A 16,498-nucleotide genomic window follows, 5' to 3' on the forward strand; every position below is an offset into this window, starting at 1 on the left:
TTCTCTCTTTAAAATAAGGAAGTACTCCCTGAATTTTGGGATTACAGAAAGTACAGCTGCAGTAAGGCAGCTATTCCTTTATGAATTGGGTGTAATGGGCATACCGCTCAAAAATCTGGTTCACGTAATTGTAAGGCTCTATACCTCTTACATAACCATATTTTATTATTGGTCTGTTGTAGTTTCTCGGATGACTCAATGCTAAGATCATGTCTTCAACATTGTCGTCCCAGACAGTAGCGTCCAGACCTCTTTTGGTAGCTAACTTTTGGGCATCTTTAACATGGTACAATCCGCAATTGTATGAGGCCATGGTGAATTTGGTTCGTTGAATAGAGTCTTTGATTTTATCAAATTTTTTCCAAATCTGGTTTAGGTATCTGATGCCACCACTAATACTTTGTTTTGGATCACTACGATCTTCCACCCCTAATTCTTCAGCAGTTTTGGGCATCAACTGCATCAATCCTTTGGCATCGGCCCATGAACTGTTATTGGGGTCAAATCTGGATTCTTGATAAATCAGAGAAGCAATTAGGCGCCAATCCCAATCTATTTTTTCAGCATGCTCTTGTATAAGCTCGTCGTAGGGGCTGATTTCTTCACGGTTTAAACTGTATATATCACTTTTTACGCGTCTTCTAAAGTTCTTTTTATTCTTAAAGTATTTGTTGTAAATAACGTTATAATCTACCTCCGTTCTAAAGTCCTCTAGCCATAAGTTTGTAGCCTTTAATAGTTCAGGAGAATTTTGACGCGTTGCCCATCCAATACGTTGCGAAAAACTAACAGGTACCTCAATATCCAAAATAGGGTAGTAGGAAGCCATGATTTTGGCAATATTGTTATCTGCAATAGTATATTTTATATTCCCTATGGCAACCTGTTTAATGATTTCATCAGTGGCCATTTGTCCTGAGAGGTTTTCAATATAAATTTTACCGCCCAATTCCTCACTAAGATTTGCTATGCGCTCATGGTATGAGGATCCCTTGCGGATGGATACGGTATCTTGCAACAATTCTATGGCATCCTGAATCAAGGCATTTTCTAATTTATGCCAATGCATGGTACGCCAATTATCGGGCTTTTTTTGGACCAATACCTGTTTTGTCAAGTACAAATAATTGGTAAACGAGACGGATTCCTTGCGGTTTCCAGTAATGGCAAGTCCGTGTGCCAAGATATCACCTTCACCTTGATTGAGTTTGGTAATCAGCTCATCGAGATCTTTAACAACAATCATTTCAAGTTCAAGGTCCAGATGTTTGGCAAACCTTTTTAGCAGCTCATACTCATAACCCATGGGCTGTCCTTTGTAAAGAAAATAGCTGGTTCCGCTGTAAACGGTTAGGGCTTTAAGTTTGCCATCTTTCTTAATAGCTGCTAAATCTCGTTTTATGATAGGCTGTTCACGGGTTACCTCCTCTTTTTTAAGCTGGCCGCAACCAAACATCAATAGCGATAAGACCAATAAGGGTACTTTAAAGAAGAAAGATGTCAGCCGCATATTTGAAGGTGTCTTTAGTATTTCCTGTAAAGTACTAAAAATATGGAACTTACTCTAATTGTGCCTTTGTTCTATGACCGATAGGGAGGTTATTTGAATGGATGCATTGCCAATATACGGGTAGGAGATGGGATCGAGGCACAATTTTGGGATTATCATTTTGGTCAAATTAAGCAATGGGAAAATTGTAATCATCTATTATTTTATAAATGATTTCTGTTCTTTTCATCACAAGAATTATTATTGGGTGTTATCCAATATACTGCATGACTTTTTAAGTAGAAGATGCGCCTGTAATAAATCAGTTTTTGTCGTCTTTAAAGTCGTTGTACCAATGTGATCCATCACAGAAAGGTTTGTTTTTGGAGCCGCCACAACGGCATAAGGTAAAGTGCTCTTTAGAGGCGCCTTCGGCTCTTGTTGTATTTTCAAGTGTAGGTCTTCCCGAAACAAGATACGGTCCGTTAGGAGCAATAAAAATACGTGGGTCACCATCTCTATCACGATGTTCAACGCCATCTATGGTATAGCTTAGTGCACCAGAAGGGCATTTGTCAATTGTTTCTTTAATGGCCTTTATCGTTGCCGAGTCTGGATAGATCCATGGCTCCTCTTTCAAGTGGAATACGGCTGGCAAGCCGTCCGTGCATTTGCCAGCATGGGCGCAAATACCTCGATTGTCATGAATTGTAATATACTGACCTACATAGTCGTCTCGTTTGTCCTCGACTCTTCCATCGAGTTTAGCTGAAGAAAAGCCATTTTTTAAATGTGTTCCATCGCAAAATGGTTTATCTCCAGAACCTCCGCATCTACAGAGTGTTATGGATTGTTTTGTTTTTACAGGGCCTTTCTGATTCGTTAAAGTCTGGAGTTCTTTAACTAAATAGGGGCCATTTTCCAATGGTGTAATGGATACCGCGTTGTCTTTTTTCATCCCGTCCGAATTGTGTTACTAACTGTTTAATCCGAGGTTTCTGCCTCTGAATTTTTATGTTCGGGGGTTTATGGTAATCTGATAGATCACAGATCTTATCTCTAATTTACGAAAACTTTTGATTTGTAGTTAATAAACTAAAGCAATCATTAGTGACATATTGAAGGCTGATTTTTACCAGCAACTTCCTAAATTATCTCCAATTCCACTGAATTGAATCAAGGGTTGCTGTTGGAATTCCGTATTTGATGGCAAGTTCTTTGGCATATTTTTTTTCTAGTAGGTTCTTGTAATAATAGAACTGAGGATGTTTATTATCGGCAGATAACTTCTTTTCGGTTTTTTTCCAAGCACGTTCTTGTGATTTGAAAATTTCTTGTTCAATAGCTATTCGCTCTGCAATGGTTAGTCCCCATTTGTATTCCTTTATCCTACTATAGGACTCATCATTTAGGTATAACCATAGTGAATCAAGGCCCTTAATTTTCTGTTTAGAGGATACCCAAGAATTCTGTTCATTTCCCTCAAGGGTAAGCCAAACTTTTTGTTTAGAACCTTCATCTATTTTGATAGTCCACCTACCAATAATATCATCTTCACTTAAAATTTCTCCTTGCTTATTAAATGAATAACGGTATGAGGGGTTGTACCAGCTACCGGGCAACATTTTATGGATGAACTCAATAACGTCAATGGGCTTTGTTGAAACATCTATTTTATTTCTTTCAAAGGAAGTCATAATTGTTTTCTGTTGGTGGGATGTACAGCGACCACGAAGACCATTTACCCAAATGTCCTGGGCACATAAATTTCCACCCCACATATAGCCTTTGGAAGATTTATTGTAGGATACTATAAACCATGGATATCCATTAAAAATACTATCTGTCATGCTTATGAGCAGTACGGAAGAATTGGGGCTGGGTATAAAGTCTTTTAGTCCTGCAAAGGATGGTTCCTGATAAACTATTCCATCTATTGTTCCAAGAGAGATGGGGTCTCTAAAAATAGTGGAAGTATTTACCTGTCTTATGATGTAAAATAAAGTGGCAAGGGTTCCAATGGCTATAAAGACGGCCTTAAAACCATAAAGTTGTACCAAGGTGCCAAATACCCATGCGCCAAAAATCACTAAAGTAAAAATACCTCCACCTATTGCTATCAATGCGGCAATGACCATAAGCATTACATCCAGTAGGCCACTTGGGTCTTGGGCTAAACTCCATGCTGCGAATGCACCTATACCCGTAATTAGTAGGCCAACTATCATTAATGTAAGTGCGGTAAAATGACCAACATTTTTTAGATTAATTCTCATGCCTTCTAATATTTAGTTATTAAAGCCAACGGTTAGACTATATGGTGTTACGCAGTACCTCCTCAGAGCATAGCGTTTGGAATGCATAAGTACTTAAATTAGTAAGCTCACACCAAACTGACCCTATAGCTATAGGGACGCGGGGATTTTCCTAAATGAGATGGGGCTATCAATTAAGTAGAGCCCTTGTTGTGCTTTCGTTATTTTTCTGTACTTATCTTATCGATTTCTTTCATAGCTAATTTTAACTGTTTTATATACCATTCCATTTGTTTGAAATGATGATATACGTCATCAAGGAATTCGGTCAATTGTTCAGGCGTCATTTCACGAAATTTCCCAGTTCTTCTTTCATAGCTATATTTTTTACTTAAAAAAGCCCATCTCTCGTCCAAAATCTGCCCGTTATCAATTAATCTATCATAAGTTGAATTATACAATTTAACTACTTTATTTACCAATGCCTTATTTCTAAAAATAGTGATTTGATTGCCTGACACAGCTGATTCATAAGAACCAGATATTGGATAAAATGTGCGTTGACTTCTAAAATAAATCTTGAATATAGAATCTAAAGAATTTCTATCATTAGTATAAAGATTGTGTATATCGTTATTCAAGATTTTATAGGATTCTATTCTCGGTTCGTTAAGTTCTATTACGCTCTCAATAAAAATCTTATCTTGTTTTAAGTCATTTTTTAAACTTGTAATAAATTCTTTTTCAGCTGTTGATTGTTTTCTTGATTCGTTCCAATTGTTAATCTGTAGAGCGATTAAAATACCAAGAACAACAAGTGCAATTTCTCCAATGGCGTATTTAAAGTATCTGCTTGTTTTTCCATTTTCCATGAGGTTATATCTTATTTGTCGGAAGAATTTGATCATACTTCAGTTTGTTTTTAATAAGCTTCAATTATCTGTCCTATCAATTTATTATATTTTTTAAACTGAATTGTAATTCTTTATTTCTTGCTAATACCGTTTCTAGTGCACTTAGAGTCCATGATGTTCTAATAGCTGTATTGAACAACAGCTGGTCTAGCTCATTGGTACCATATTGTTCTTTTAATTTTGAATCATATAAAATATTTTCTTCCCTTAAATCATAATAGTCTAAATCATACTTATTAAATAATTCTTTAGTATTATTAATACCATATTTTGCTAAAAAAGGCTTGAGTTCTATTTCTTTATAATTTCTCATTAGCTCTAAAGCATCAGAAATATGAGTCTCTTGTTTGAAATAACTATCTATCTTTTCTCGGATTGAGTCTTGGTTTATATCTTTAATGTAATTAGAGTAATTATTTTTAATAGTTAAATTGAAGATATTGGAAGCTCTTAGAGTACTATAATTAATCAAAGAATCTTGAGACAATAATCCTTGTGTGTCTTGGTAGATTTGCTTGAGCATTTTTTTATCAGTTTGATAATAATCAATATGATTGATTATTCTTTTTTCATCAGCTTCTAAGTCTTTTAAAATACGGCGATATAGTGCCCTCTCACTTATACTCGCTTTACGTTGCTCATTCCAATTATTAATTTGCAGTGCAATGAGAATACCTATGACCACTAGGACAATTTCACCAATGGCATATTTCAAATACTTGCCAGTTTTATTTTCCATGAGCAATGATTTACGAATATGTCTGAAAAATTTAATCATCTCTTAAAATGTTTTCAATCTGGTTCTGCATTTCAATTATCCGCTGCTCCAAACGTTTCAAAATATCGATATGAACACTGCTATTTCTACCACGTTGTGCAACGTGATTTAATAGTTGGAACAGAAACTCCTTGTCTTGCATCTTTGATTCCTGCAATTCTTTGGCCCATTGAACTGTAACGGTTTTAACCGACCAATCTATATTTCCTGCCACTTTTACAGTGTCTTTATAATTCAAATTAACTGTTGGATTTTTGAGTAGAAAATCTCTGAATTCTGAAATACCTTGCTCATTACTTGTTTGTATGACCAAAGCGCTGTAGTCCAAGTATTGATAGAATGATAGGATATTTTTTCTGAGATCATTGTTCTTTATTAGCAATATGCTACCTGAACTTTTGAGATCCTGAAATGTTGGATCGTTCACAACAAACGATTTGCGGGTAATATCGGCCAAATATTCATTCAGGGAATCTGCACTAATTTGCCCTGAATTAATGTGAACCAAAGCCTTCTCAACCTTTGATTTCATCTTTTTCTCATGAATGCTCTGTACATTAACCAGGTGTTGCTGAACCTTTATATCTTCTACTAGGTTTTGCAGATACTCTTGTTCTTTATTCCGATCTGTTCGGTGAGTATTCCAAGTATTAATCTGCAAGGCTATCAAGATTCCAATTACGACTAGGATAATTTCACCAATAGCATAGAGGAGATATTTGCTGAATTTGTTTTCGGAGAGTAGTTGCTGCCTGATACGGCGGAAGAATTTGATCATTGTCTAATTTAAACAATTATTAGGTCCGCAAGCGGCTATCTCGCACAAATGTCCACAGGACATTTGATTTACTATATAAATATTCACTCGATAATATCATTGGATCTTGGTTTGTCCCTCCCAAACCCGATTCGTGAATCGGCAGTGACCAAGTAATTAATTATACACCTTGTTGACGGTAGTTTTTTTATTTTTTAAAATATTCCCTCCAGGTATTCTCTTTCCAAAAAATAAAAATAGAACCTAATATAAAAATGATGGCTGAAGCTATTCCAACTATTCCATAAGATGGTTTTTCCGGTATTCTAATACTCAATTCGGAAACAAATGCAGCGTAAAGTCCTAAAATGGAATAATACATAAACCACATATGAAGCACTTTATGTTTATTACTAATATTTTTCAAGAGTAGCGGTGATAACCCCATAATCAGAGTTAATAATCCAGCAATGGCTAAAATATGAAAAACCCCAAAATCACCCGTAATGTTATAAACTCCTAAAGCTGAACCACACACCAAGAACATTGATAAAACATAAATGTACCCAAACTGTTTATGCAGTTTAGTTCCTTTTGGTCTAAATAAAATATAGGTACCAGAAAGTATAGAAATCAAAGCGGTTATAAAGTGAAACCACCCTAGTGGGGTGTTGACAAAGTCATGCATTATCACGATTTTTTAATTCAAACAACGACTTAAAAATCGGATTATAAGTCTGTTTACGAAACGATTAGTTCCTGAATTGTGGTTTTTGCCAGTTGAATTGTTAAAATTGACACTAACCGTTTTGTTAGCCGTCTGTTACGGGCTAATTTTCGGTTTGGCACAGACGTTAGTAATTCCAAGTGGATTCCGAGGTAGTTGAATCTGCCGACCAGAGCAAAGGGACCGATGAATATCTTGAACAATTTAGTTGCGTGAATAAATTGCGGTTGTGTATTGTAGTATGTTCGGTTTTTTTCTCAGTTCACTTTGTTATTATCTAATAAATTTTCAATAATATATTCCAAAGGGTCTATTTCTAAATCAATTATAATATCAGGCTCAACAGATTTCATTCCTTTTTCTTCGTTATTAGCAACATTATAAACTGATGAAACTTGATATGATAGTTTTGAATTAGGTAACGTAAAATCAGCCAAAGCAAAGCCATTAAATGAATATAAATTACCTGTTGGTTGTCCGATTATCTTTCCCATATTGTAATACTTAAACATTTCAGCAAAGATTGAACCTGCTGAAAAAGTGTTATGGTCTGTAATCAAATAAATATTTCCAAGGAATCTTTTTTCCTCGGATAAAGGATTTTTCATTTCATAATTGATAGTTACCAATTCATTAGGCTCGGCTCCATAAAAAATACTGGAATATTCATTCACCAAATAAATTGGTTTAAACCAACGGATACTTCTCGGAATAAACCTCCTATCGAAAGCTTCTTTAAACTCAGGTGTTATTTTCCAATACGCTTTTGAGAGTTTTCTGTATGGCTCTTTTGAAAAATATTTTGCCAAATGTTCGCCATAGCTATCGGAGCCACCTTTATGTCCTCTGAAATCCAATATTAAATTTGAAGAATTGTTTTTCGATAATGATTTAAAAGATTGTTTGTAAAAATCTTTAATTTCCGTTTCGTCACCATTAAAATTAGTTATTTTCATATATCCCACACCCTTTTCTAATAATTTGAAAGTATATGAATCGTTTTCACTTTTTCTATAATTTTTTCTGTTTTCCCAATTTATGCCTTTAATAACAATTGAATCTAAAGTGTTCGATTCAATTCTCTTATAATGAATTTTAAATTCAGAAGTCCAATCGTACATTTTCCATAAATAGAATCCAAAATCATCTGAAATTTCAAGAAGTTTAAGTGATTTGTTTTCTTTAGTAGCGTGGCTAAGTAAATCTCTGATTATTTCTTTTGCTGTAATACCGTTTATTTCCATAACTTCCGTCTGTTTTGGCAAACGCTGTTCTGTGTTTTCATTGCACGAAATAAGTATTTTTCCTGTGTGAATACTCGCAGATAAAGGGAAAAAAAGTTTTTGTTTTTTTACGTAATCTGTTAAAATATAGCTATCCTCTGCTTTAGAATGAGCATCATTATAGCAAACAATAATTTTGTCAAGAAGTCTCCAAAAATTTATTTCAGTTAAACTATCCGGAAGTTGTGTTTTAATAGAATCAACCTTTGAAATAAAATCCTCTTTTTCAATAAATCTGTAGGGATTTGGATGTATTTTTTCAAAGGTAAAGTTTAAGGAATCTATATCATTTGACATTTCTTCTTTGGTCAAATAACTATCGATTTCAACAAACCTTATTGACTCATCTTCTGTGGGGTCAGACAAAGTAGATATATAGCCAATTGTAACTACCAACACTAAAATTAAGAACCACAGAATTTTCTTCTTCATTTTTGTTGATTATTTATTTTATTTGAGCTCCGGGCTGTTTTTTAAACTGGCACACAACGGTCTGTTTATAAAAAGTAGCAGCTTTAACAGCTATACCTTCCCAATAGACGAAAGTTAATCAAAAAGCGCAAACCAATTGACTTACGCTAAAACTGCTAATTTTTTAATAGGTTATTGGTAATAATTATTTTTCCGATTGCTCTTTTTCAATTTCTATCACTAATTCTATTGCATTGTCTTTTCTGTCTTTTAAATCATTTGATAATTGATCTAAAAAATCGTCTTTGTTTTTTGAATATTCCAATTGATAATCTGGCGAAATTCCAATATTCTCGTAATTTCTGCCTTTTACATCTTCATAAACTTCGTTAGATAACTCGTATTCCCAACCATTTGGAAGTTTTTTATCTAAAGTTGAAGAAAATATCCCTTCAGTTGTCGCTCCAATTCTTTTGAAATTTGTGTTGACCAAAGATGCCAAAACAAGAATTTCTGATGCACTCGATGTTAAATGGCTAGATAGGATATATACATTTCCTTTAAAATTGTTTTTTGATGGAATGATTTTAATTTTTTGTGGATTTGTAAAGCCGTTTTCTACCCGAGCTTTTTTTGTGTAAGCAATTTTTTCCTCATCTGAAAAGTGATTTAATATAGCGAGTGCAACAGCATCTTTTCCACCACCATTAAAACGAATGTCTAGAATATAACTTTTTGCCCCGGCTAATTCTTCTATTATTCTATCTAAGATAGTATTGATTCCATCTACCTCGTCTTGTCTTTGTATTTCGTCTTTTCTGTTCTCTGCTTTTTTCCAATAGTGATTATAGAAATTTCTCAAACCCAGATTTTTCTCTAAGCCGTAGTCTGCCAACATCAACATGGAGTTGATCTGAACATAACCAATATTTTCGCTGATAAGCCCGTAACGAAGCATTCCTGCATTGTAATTGTTTAAACTGTCTACATATAATGCTGCAATTTCTTTATTGAGATTAAATTCGTCCAATTTGGAATACTTCTCTCTTGGTTTATCTATCTGATTTTTAAAATCGTTTTCAATTTCTTCAGGAACTTCCATTTCTACATGTCCATCATTAAGAAGAGCAATCATCTCTCTAAAGATCGTATAAAGTTCTAAATCAGTAGTGTAATCACTTATTTTAGGCTCATATTGGTTATAGACTTTGTTCCAATTAATATTTTTAATTTCAAAAGATGCGTAGTGTTCATTGAAGGTGTCCCAAAATACTTGGAAATTGTGTTTTGGGTCGTTCTTAAGTTCACTTGTGGTTGTACAGAGGTTGGGTAATTTTTCTAATCTCGTAAATAGCCAATCATCATTTCCGTGCTGAATGCTTAAAGTGTCTTTTGAATAGTTTTTGACTTTACCAAAATCTAAAATGTGTTCTTCAAATGATAAATAACAATCTTGCTTTGAAACATTATAGACACTTATAATTGTGTCGTTCAATTCAATGATATTTCCATATCCAATTTGTTCCCAAATTCCATTTGGTTTTGGTTCTTCGTTCCATACTTTTTCATTGCACGAACAAAAGATTAAAAATAATATTAGGATTGATAAATTTTTAATGCTTTTCAATCTGTTTCTTGGTTTTCCCATAATTGTGGCCTACGGTCGGGCTATGCCCTAACGCACGTGTGCGCGGGTCTCGGACCGGATTTCAACTAAGATAGGAAATAAAACCCTGGGAGAGTGATGGGTTATAGCCGTTGTGGCCTCTCATTATTTATTCAATTCCGCTTGAACTATTTTTTTTATGGTTTCATTATTTGCAGATAAATTTGTTATTACCTTATCTGCAAGAAGGTGGTAATGGTAAATATTTGGCAACCATTTAATGGCTTCTTTTTTTGTAGAAAGTTCCTTAACAATTCGATGAAATTCTAATTCTTCCAGATGAATATCCAATTCATTAGTTGGATTCGAATTTCTAAGAGATGACGAATTTTCTATCGCGGTTAAAATTTCAATTGATAATAATCCAGCAGTTTCATGACTAAACATTTTTTGGGCATCTTCTAAATTTAAGATCATCTCCCAATGATCAGCATCTTCATAATAGTTTGATAATAAATTCCTCAAATATTCTGATCTAATGAGGGACATATTACCAGAATTTAATAATTCATTGTAAACTATTTTTGAAAGCGGTAAATATGAACGCCAAGTTACTTTTTCAATACTTTCAATAATTAAAGTTGGATTTTCATTCGACCGTAATTGGTTTTTAATAACATTAGATAATATATTGACTTGATTGATTCGTTCGTTAGAAAGGGCTTTCGAAAAGGATAGAGTTTTATAATCATTTTCAAGATCCGCAAGTAATCTTCTTAGATAGTTTTTTTCGATAAGACTTTCCTTTCTTTCTTCATTCCAATTATTGATGCTCAAGGCAATGAGGATACCTATAACGACTAAAATGATTTCACCAAGAGCATAGAGGAGATATTTGCTGAATTTATTTTCAGTTAACAATCGTTGTCTAATTCTTCTGTAAAATTTTAGCATCAGTTTTTACGATTATTTAATTTAGCACAACGGTCTCGTATATCACCAGTGCCGCTCTTCACAATACCTGGTTACACGAAAATTAATTTGATTAAAAGGTAATTAATTTTTGGGTAAAGGGTAGAGGCATTGGCTATATGCATTGTTGTACAACGTTCTGAAAATTTTTATCCAGAATAATTCCATTCTTTACTCTCAAAATAATACCACCTATGCTATTCATATTCTCTAACGGGTTATCATTCAAAACTAAAAAGGTTGCCTCGTAACCGTTTTTTAATTCTCCTATTTTTCTATCCGGGAAGATTATTTTGGGGGTTGTTGTTAAAATATTTAGTAATTCCAAATTACTGAAAGCATTAATCTGTTTTATGTCATTGATCTCTTCAGCTAGAGTCGTAAAGCCTTGGTCAGTTCCTAGAGTAAGAGTGATGTTGGCTTCTTTGAATCGTATAAGCTGTCTTCTCAAGAATGCATACTTCTTTTTAAGTAATAAGGTATCTAAACTCATATTAGTGCCATCCCATTTATAAGCATAGTATTTTGCAAAGGAAACTGTAGGTGTAATAACAATTTCATTTTTAGCTGCTTTTTCAAGTAGGGAATCAGGAATCACTAATTCCTCTAATTTTGTGTCTCCTATTCCACCTCCATAACCTGGCATATGAGCAAAATATTTTATATTATGTTTAAGAGCTATTTCGAAGTCTGAAACTGTCTCAATGTGAGCAATTAAACGGATATTATTCTCTTGTGCTAATTCTGCTATCTTAGCCAAAACATCTTCTGACAGCCCATAAGAACCAATATTATTATTCTCAATATTTTTATCTCTATCAACAATATTTGAAAGATAGAGCTTTATAAAGTCGGGGTTCTTGGACATTATCTCCCCCCAATTTTTACTAATATCAGAAACGGAATCAATCAAATAATAGGCATCATCCTTTTTTAATTTACTGGACAATATTTCGTCCTTTTTAGTTGGATCTAACATAGCGCGCCAAGAATAGTTGAGCGCTTGACTTTCATATAAACTATGTGGATGACCTCCAGTACTCGTAATTCCACCATGAGCGAACTTAGCTTCAATCTTTCCTGTAGTGTTTAAAGAGTTCTTTAATCTTAAATAATTAGAATAGTGGTTCGTAAGCACTTGAACGTAAAAAGTTCCTTCATCGATGTATGCCTTGTATATGCTGTCAAATTTTGCGACATCGTCAAAATTATGAGTATGCGCATCTCCAAATGCAGGTATTATGTATTTATTTTTAAGGTCAACTATCGTGTCGAATTTGGCTGAAAGACTATAATTTAATTCGCCATTTTTGACAACAAAGCTCTTTTCTTCAAAACTAACACCATTAAATACGTAACCATTAGAGTATTTAATAGTTTTTGATTTTGTACTGGAATCACACCCAGCAAATACCATCATAATAATGAAGAGCGATAGGAGTATTAAGTTTTTGAAGTAAATCATATATTTTGTTGAATGTTGCACAACGGTTAGGCTATGATTCTTTGATGAGATTTGGTGTCAATCAAATCGAGCTTGGGATCATGCCTGTCTAATGTACGAAAAGTTTTGAATTGTAGTAAATACGCTAAATAATGGATTGTAGGCCGTGTTAGCGCCCGTAGTGTTGTCCAGGCCATAGTTAAGGCCAACTGTTCCCAATAACCCACGTGGCCTTTTGTAAATTGCCTTTTAAGGTCAGGCTAGGGGGTGGGTGCGTACAGATTGGTAAGGCAATTTAAAAAGGAACAGCTTTGCCCTCCGTACTGCTTTGTTTTTTATTCCTCCATTGGCGCTAAAAGTCTCGGCTATGATTTCGTCGTGGAATTATCCACAGGATTATTCCGCTTAGAAATCAGCCGTTGATGAATACTTTTATTTTGGTGTGGGACAAAACCACAATGAATTTTAGCCATTGTGAGGTAGCGTATTTTTTACTCATTCCGAAGATGATGATAGTGTTGTTCATTGACTTGCCCATTTGGCATTTACCATATCAAAAATGTTGAACATTTTAAGTTTAAAATAATAGGAGTTTAAGTCCTCTTCGGATAGGTTTTCCTGCATTACTTGATACATCATTTCTGGACTTTCCATTGTTTCCGGTGCTTCAAATTTGTCAAATAAATTAATCCATTTAGAATCTTCTTTTTTTGCTAATTCAATCATTCGGCGTTCACACTCAAATAAGGTTACAGCGATTTGCTTATCAATTTTGTGCCATGGGTCATATTCTTGAAAAGTCTCAGACTTAATGCGAAAGTCCTTATCCGAAATTACTTTCTTGTAAACCTCCAAATAACTTTTTCCATTCCCGTCTCTTAAAACACCATCGCTGATTAATAATTTTTCATACTCATTAATAATAGTTTTTATATCAAAACCCTCTTGCTGATATATTGAATCATAACATTCTTGGATTATGGCATCAAGTTGGAAAGATTGTTTATTACACGATGTGATTAGCAGTATGAATGAGATAATGTATAAGAATTTATTTTTCATAAGGTTCATTTATTTGTTACCTAACGTTTGGTTTAAGAATAGTTGCGGTTTTATGTTCGAGGATTTTCCTGAGGAAAATCATATGTAACAAAACGAGCAACGACCATAGAATTAAGCTCAAAACAGCAAATTTTTATATACTGGTTTGTACTTAGTTATTTGTTTTTCCTTACAATTATTACCCCAATAATTGAGGCTAAAACTCCACCAAATACAAAGCCGGATAACGCAATCATTAAAGTCCCCATAGATTCGCCACCTGTATAACCTAATGATCTACCATACTCCCATCCTCCCCAAAATCCTAGAAAACAACCTATTACAATAATCCCAAGAACAGAAAATGAATTTTTAACAACTTCTTTAGTAGAATTAGATTTGTCTCGATTAGAATTATTATCAGATTTATCTAAATCAGATTCTAAATATTTTTTATCCGGAATTGCAATCCACAGGATAATATAAATAATAATTCCAAAACAGAAAAATATAGATAAAATCAACCAAAGAATACGAACTAATATCACTGAAATACCAAAATAATTAGCTAAACCTGAGCAAACACCTCCAAAGACTTTTTTATTGGTATTTCTATATAATATTTTAGTAAAATTGGATTTTTTTTGTTTTAAATCAGAATCAGATTTATTGTTCGATTTTAATTCAACATCGTCATTATTTTGGTTACTCATTTAAGGTTATGTTTTATTAATTGCAGCGGTTAGGGGATGATTCCGTTGTTGAGATTTGATGTTGATCAAATCGAGCTTGGGATCATGCCGGTCTAAAGTACGAAATCTTTAATGATGGTAAATATGCTAAACATTGGCTTGTAGGCCTTGTTAGCTACTGGCTTTTTTATTCTATATCCAATTCATTAATATTCACTTTCAGTCTTAAGGACTTTCTGTTATCGTATTCGCCATATTCTATTTCAAATTCCTTTTGATACTCCTTGTCATTTGTCCATGTAATAAAGTGTGGATCGTAGAAAGGTCCAATTTCGAATAGATTTTGATTCGGTTCTTCGTCAAATTCTGAAACTGCCACGAGCAAATTATAAGTAACTTCTGAGTTAGGAAATCCAGCACTTCCTGTTCCGTTGTCAATAATATAAATTTTCACAGAAAGCCATTCCTCAGAGTTTTCTGAAATGAGTTGGGAATTGTTCAAGACGTTTATCAAGCGGTTATTGTCCGACTTGGATATTTTCAATTCTTTTTGGCCATAAGTTGAATTGATAAGACAGATGGCAAATAGGATTAATAAGGTCGGTCTAATTTTCATTTATTCAGCTTGTAGCTAACGCTTAAGCTATAAATAGTGCGTAGGTATGGAAACCTTTTTCTGTTTCCGTCTTCGCACGTAGCAAAAGCTTTTTGGTTTGATTTATATTTTTTCGCCAGAGCAATCCTGACGCGTCGGGAGAAAAGATTTAGCGGACATAGTAAATATACGCTTACTTTAATTTAAACACCAAACTCCGCATTACTTAAAGCTATTGTTATACCACATTATTGTTTTATTCGATTATATTTCTTTAAAATGTCAATCAACAGGTTGTGTGGTAAGGCATATGATTTGTTACCATTTATTCCTTCCATTGTTTCCGCTGCTACCAAGGCATTTACTATAGCTTCTTCTACTGACTGAACAGTTGCTTCAAAAAATGGACTAATTAAATCATTTGAGAATGTTTCAACGGTTGAAGTACCTGCTCTATTGAATGCAGTTTCGTTAGCTGTTGAAAAAGCTAAGAAAATATCTCCTGAACCATTCGTGCCGTAACCTCCGACCAACCCGATTCCTAATGGAACTCTCTGAGAAATTCTTTTCAATTGATGAGGAAGTAATGGAGCATCTGTAGCTACTATAACTATGATAGAACCGTCTCCTTCTTTTCGATAAGATTGTGGCGGTAGTTTCAATTCATTGTTTAAAGTATCTAGTAGTTCTCTTCCGACTGGAACGCCTGAGATGGTTAAGGACTTTTTTCTACCAAAGTTTGCTTGTACCAAAACGCCAACTGTATAGGTTGAGTCTTTAATTTTCACAAGCCTAGATGCTGTCCCAGTTCCTCCTTTAAATCCTAAACACATCATTCCAGTTCCTCCGCCGACATTTCCTTCTTCAATTTTCCCGCCCGCTGAGTTATTAATGGCTTCAATTACATTTTTTTCTCTTACGTGAAAACCATAAATATCATTTAGAAATCCATCATAAGTTTCAGCAACTACGGGGTAAGTATACCACCATTCTTCTCCATTGTACCAATCTGTATCAACATACCATTTCAAAATAGCATCTCTGACCACACCAACGCTATTTGTGTTAGTAATCATAATAGGAGTTTCCAAAAAACCAGATTCAGTAACCCAAGTTGTACCAGTCATTTCTCCATTACCATTTAGACTGTACCAATTTGAATAAACAGGACTAAACTTTTTATCCTTACCTCTTGGGAAAATTGCTGTTACACCAGTTCTAACCGGACCTCTCCCAACAATATTTTCTCCCTCTCCAGAGATAATCGTGCTATAGCCAACCTCAACACCCCTGACATCTGTAATCGCATTTAGCTTGCCAGTTTCGCCAAAAAAAGGAACTCCCAAATCTCTTGCTCTTGGTTTTTGTCCGTAAGATTGGAAACAAATAAGTATTACTGTAAAAATTATTAATATTCTTTTCATATTGGTTGGTTTTTTAATGTGGAACAACGCTTAAGCTATAAATAATGCGGAGGTAAGGAAACCTTTTTGTTTCTGTCTTCGCACGTAGCAAAAGCTTTTTGTTTTGATTT

The 16,498-nt window shown here is 34.1% G+C and carries 15 protein-coding genes; all 15 read right to left on the reverse strand.

Translation table 11 applies throughout. The annotated features are described in order from the left end of the window. Positions 1-70 precede the first annotated feature (70 nt). The 15 genes from SB49_RS00095 to SB49_RS00165 all read right to left on the reverse strand — a co-directional run bounded on the left by SB49_RS00095 (position 71) and on the right by SB49_RS00165 (position 16,388). The gene (locus tag SB49_RS00095) at positions 71-1,510 is read right to left on the reverse strand and encodes a transglycosylase SLT domain-containing protein (protein ID WP_062052699.1); all 1,440 of its coding nucleotides are present in this window, start codon (positions 1,508-1,510) and stop codon (positions 71-73) included. A 301-nt stretch (positions 1,511-1,811) separates the two neighbouring features. Beyond that, complete coding sequence (locus tag SB49_RS00100; protein ID WP_062052701.1) at positions 1,812-2,447, reverse strand: CDGSH iron-sulfur domain-containing protein; 636 nt, start codon at positions 2,445-2,447, stop codon at positions 1,812-1,814. A 193-nt stretch (positions 2,448-2,640) separates the two neighbouring features. Then, on the reverse strand, positions 2,641-3,765 hold the full coding sequence (locus tag SB49_RS00105; RefSeq protein ID WP_062052703.1) for a hypothetical protein: 1,125 nt from the start codon (positions 3,763-3,765) through the stop codon (positions 2,641-2,643). A 200-nt stretch (positions 3,766-3,965) separates the two neighbouring features. Beyond that, positions 3,966-4,616 (reverse strand): DUF6090 family protein, encoded by a 651-nt coding sequence (locus tag SB49_RS00110; RefSeq protein ID WP_145758328.1) that lies wholly within the window; start codon positions 4,614-4,616, stop codon positions 3,966-3,968. 76 nt (positions 4,617-4,692) lie between these two features. After that, positions 4,693-5,397, reverse strand: a complete 705-nt coding sequence (locus tag SB49_RS00115) for a DUF6090 family protein (RefSeq protein ID WP_162254192.1) — start codon at positions 5,395-5,397, stop codon at positions 4,693-4,695. Between the two features lie 31 nt (positions 5,398-5,428). Beyond that, complete coding sequence (locus tag SB49_RS00120; RefSeq protein ID WP_062052709.1) at positions 5,429-6,214, reverse strand: DUF6090 family protein; 786 nt, start codon at positions 6,212-6,214, stop codon at positions 5,429-5,431. A gap of 187 nt (positions 6,215-6,401) precedes the next feature. Next, the gene (locus SB49_RS00125; protein ID WP_062052711.1) at positions 6,402-6,881 is read right to left on the reverse strand and encodes a DUF2306 domain-containing protein; all 480 of its coding nucleotides are present in this window, start codon (positions 6,879-6,881) and stop codon (positions 6,402-6,404) included. Between the two features lie 296 nt (positions 6,882-7,177). Continuing rightward, positions 7,178-8,635 (reverse strand): S41 family peptidase, encoded by a 1,458-nt coding sequence (locus SB49_RS00130; RefSeq protein ID WP_082591039.1) that lies wholly within the window; start codon positions 8,633-8,635, stop codon positions 7,178-7,180. Positions 8,636-8,819: 184 nt separating this feature from the next. Next, a complete protein-coding gene (locus SB49_RS00135) occupies positions 8,820-10,241 on the reverse strand; it encodes a S41 family peptidase (protein ID WP_162254196.1) in 1,422 nt (473 codons plus the stop codon). A gap of 144 nt (positions 10,242-10,385) precedes the next feature. Next, positions 10,386-11,174: a DUF6090 family protein gene (locus tag SB49_RS00140; protein ID WP_062052717.1), complete on the reverse strand. Its 789-nt coding sequence runs from the start codon at positions 11,172-11,174 to the stop codon at positions 10,386-10,388. 133 nt (positions 11,175-11,307) lie between these two features. Then, positions 11,308-12,657, reverse strand: a complete 1,350-nt coding sequence (locus SB49_RS00145) for an amidohydrolase family protein (protein WP_062052719.1) — start codon at positions 12,655-12,657, stop codon at positions 11,308-11,310. Between the two features lie 501 nt (positions 12,658-13,158). Next, a complete protein-coding gene (locus SB49_RS00150; RefSeq protein ID WP_145758329.1) occupies positions 13,159-13,698 on the reverse strand; it encodes a hypothetical protein in 540 nt (179 codons plus the stop codon). A gap of 155 nt (positions 13,699-13,853) precedes the next feature. Further along, positions 13,854-14,390 carry a PspC domain-containing protein gene (locus tag SB49_RS15815; protein ID WP_082591040.1) on the reverse strand — a complete coding sequence of 179 codons (537 nt, stop codon included), beginning with the start codon at positions 14,388-14,390 and terminating at the stop codon, positions 13,854-13,856. Positions 14,391-14,556: 166 nt separating this feature from the next. Next, on the reverse strand, positions 14,557-14,985 hold the full coding sequence (locus tag SB49_RS00160; protein WP_062052723.1) for a hypothetical protein: 429 nt from the start codon (positions 14,983-14,985) through the stop codon (positions 14,557-14,559). A 227-nt stretch (positions 14,986-15,212) separates the two neighbouring features. Further along, positions 15,213-16,388: a DmpA family aminopeptidase gene (locus SB49_RS00165; protein ID WP_062052725.1), complete on the reverse strand. Its 1,176-nt coding sequence runs from the start codon at positions 16,386-16,388 to the stop codon at positions 15,213-15,215. Between the last annotated feature and the right edge of the window lie 110 nt (positions 16,389-16,498).

It is taken from the genome of Sediminicola sp. YIK13 (genome assembly GCF_001430825.1).
Taxonomy (GTDB): domain Bacteria; phylum Bacteroidota; class Bacteroidia; order Flavobacteriales; family Flavobacteriaceae; genus Sediminicola.

Bases quoted from the DNA above. Each gene is read 5' to 3' on its own strand.
- SB49_RS00160 (WP_062052723.1), bottom strand. From the start codon at position 14,985: ATGAAAATTAGACCGACCTTATTAATCCTATTTGCCATCTGTCTTATC.
- SB49_RS15815 (WP_082591040.1), bottom strand. From the start codon at position 14,390: ATGAGTAACCAAAATAATGACGATGTTGAATTAAAATCGAACAATAAA.
- SB49_RS00100 (WP_062052701.1), bottom strand. From the start codon at position 2,447: ATGAAAAAAGACAACGCGGTATCCATTACACCATTGGAAAATGGCCCC.
- SB49_RS00115 (WP_162254192.1), bottom strand. From the start codon at position 5,397: ATGGAAAATAAAACTGGCAAGTATTTGAAATATGCCATTGGTGAAATT.
- SB49_RS00150 (WP_145758329.1), bottom strand. From the start codon at position 13,698: ATGAAAAATAAATTCTTATACATTATCTCATTCATACTGCTAATCACA.
- SB49_RS00105 (WP_062052703.1), bottom strand. From the start codon at position 3,765: ATGAGAATTAATCTAAAAAATGTTGGTCATTTTACCGCACTTACATTA.
- SB49_RS00130 (WP_082591039.1), bottom strand. From the start codon at position 8,635: ATGAAGAAGAAAATTCTGTGGTTCTTAATTTTAGTGTTGGTAGTTACA.
- SB49_RS00095 (WP_062052699.1), bottom strand. From the start codon at position 1,510: ATGCGGCTGACATCTTTCTTCTTTAAAGTACCCTTATTGGTCTTATCG.
- SB49_RS00125 (WP_062052711.1), bottom strand. From the start codon at position 6,881: ATGCATGACTTTGTCAACACCCCACTAGGGTGGTTTCACTTTATAACC.
- SB49_RS00110 (WP_145758328.1), bottom strand. From the start codon at position 4,616: ATGGAAAATGGAAAAACAAGCAGATACTTTAAATACGCCATTGGAGAA.
- SB49_RS00145 (WP_062052719.1), bottom strand. From the start codon at position 12,657: ATGATTTACTTCAAAAACTTAATACTCCTATCGCTCTTCATTATTATG.
- SB49_RS00140 (WP_062052717.1), bottom strand. From the start codon at position 11,174: ATGCTAAAATTTTACAGAAGAATTAGACAACGATTGTTAACTGAAAAT.
- SB49_RS00165 (WP_062052725.1), bottom strand. From the start codon at position 16,388: ATGAAAAGAATATTAATAATTTTTACAGTAATACTTATTTGTTTCCAA.
- SB49_RS00120 (WP_062052709.1), bottom strand. From the start codon at position 6,214: ATGATCAAATTCTTCCGCCGTATCAGGCAGCAACTACTCTCCGAAAAC.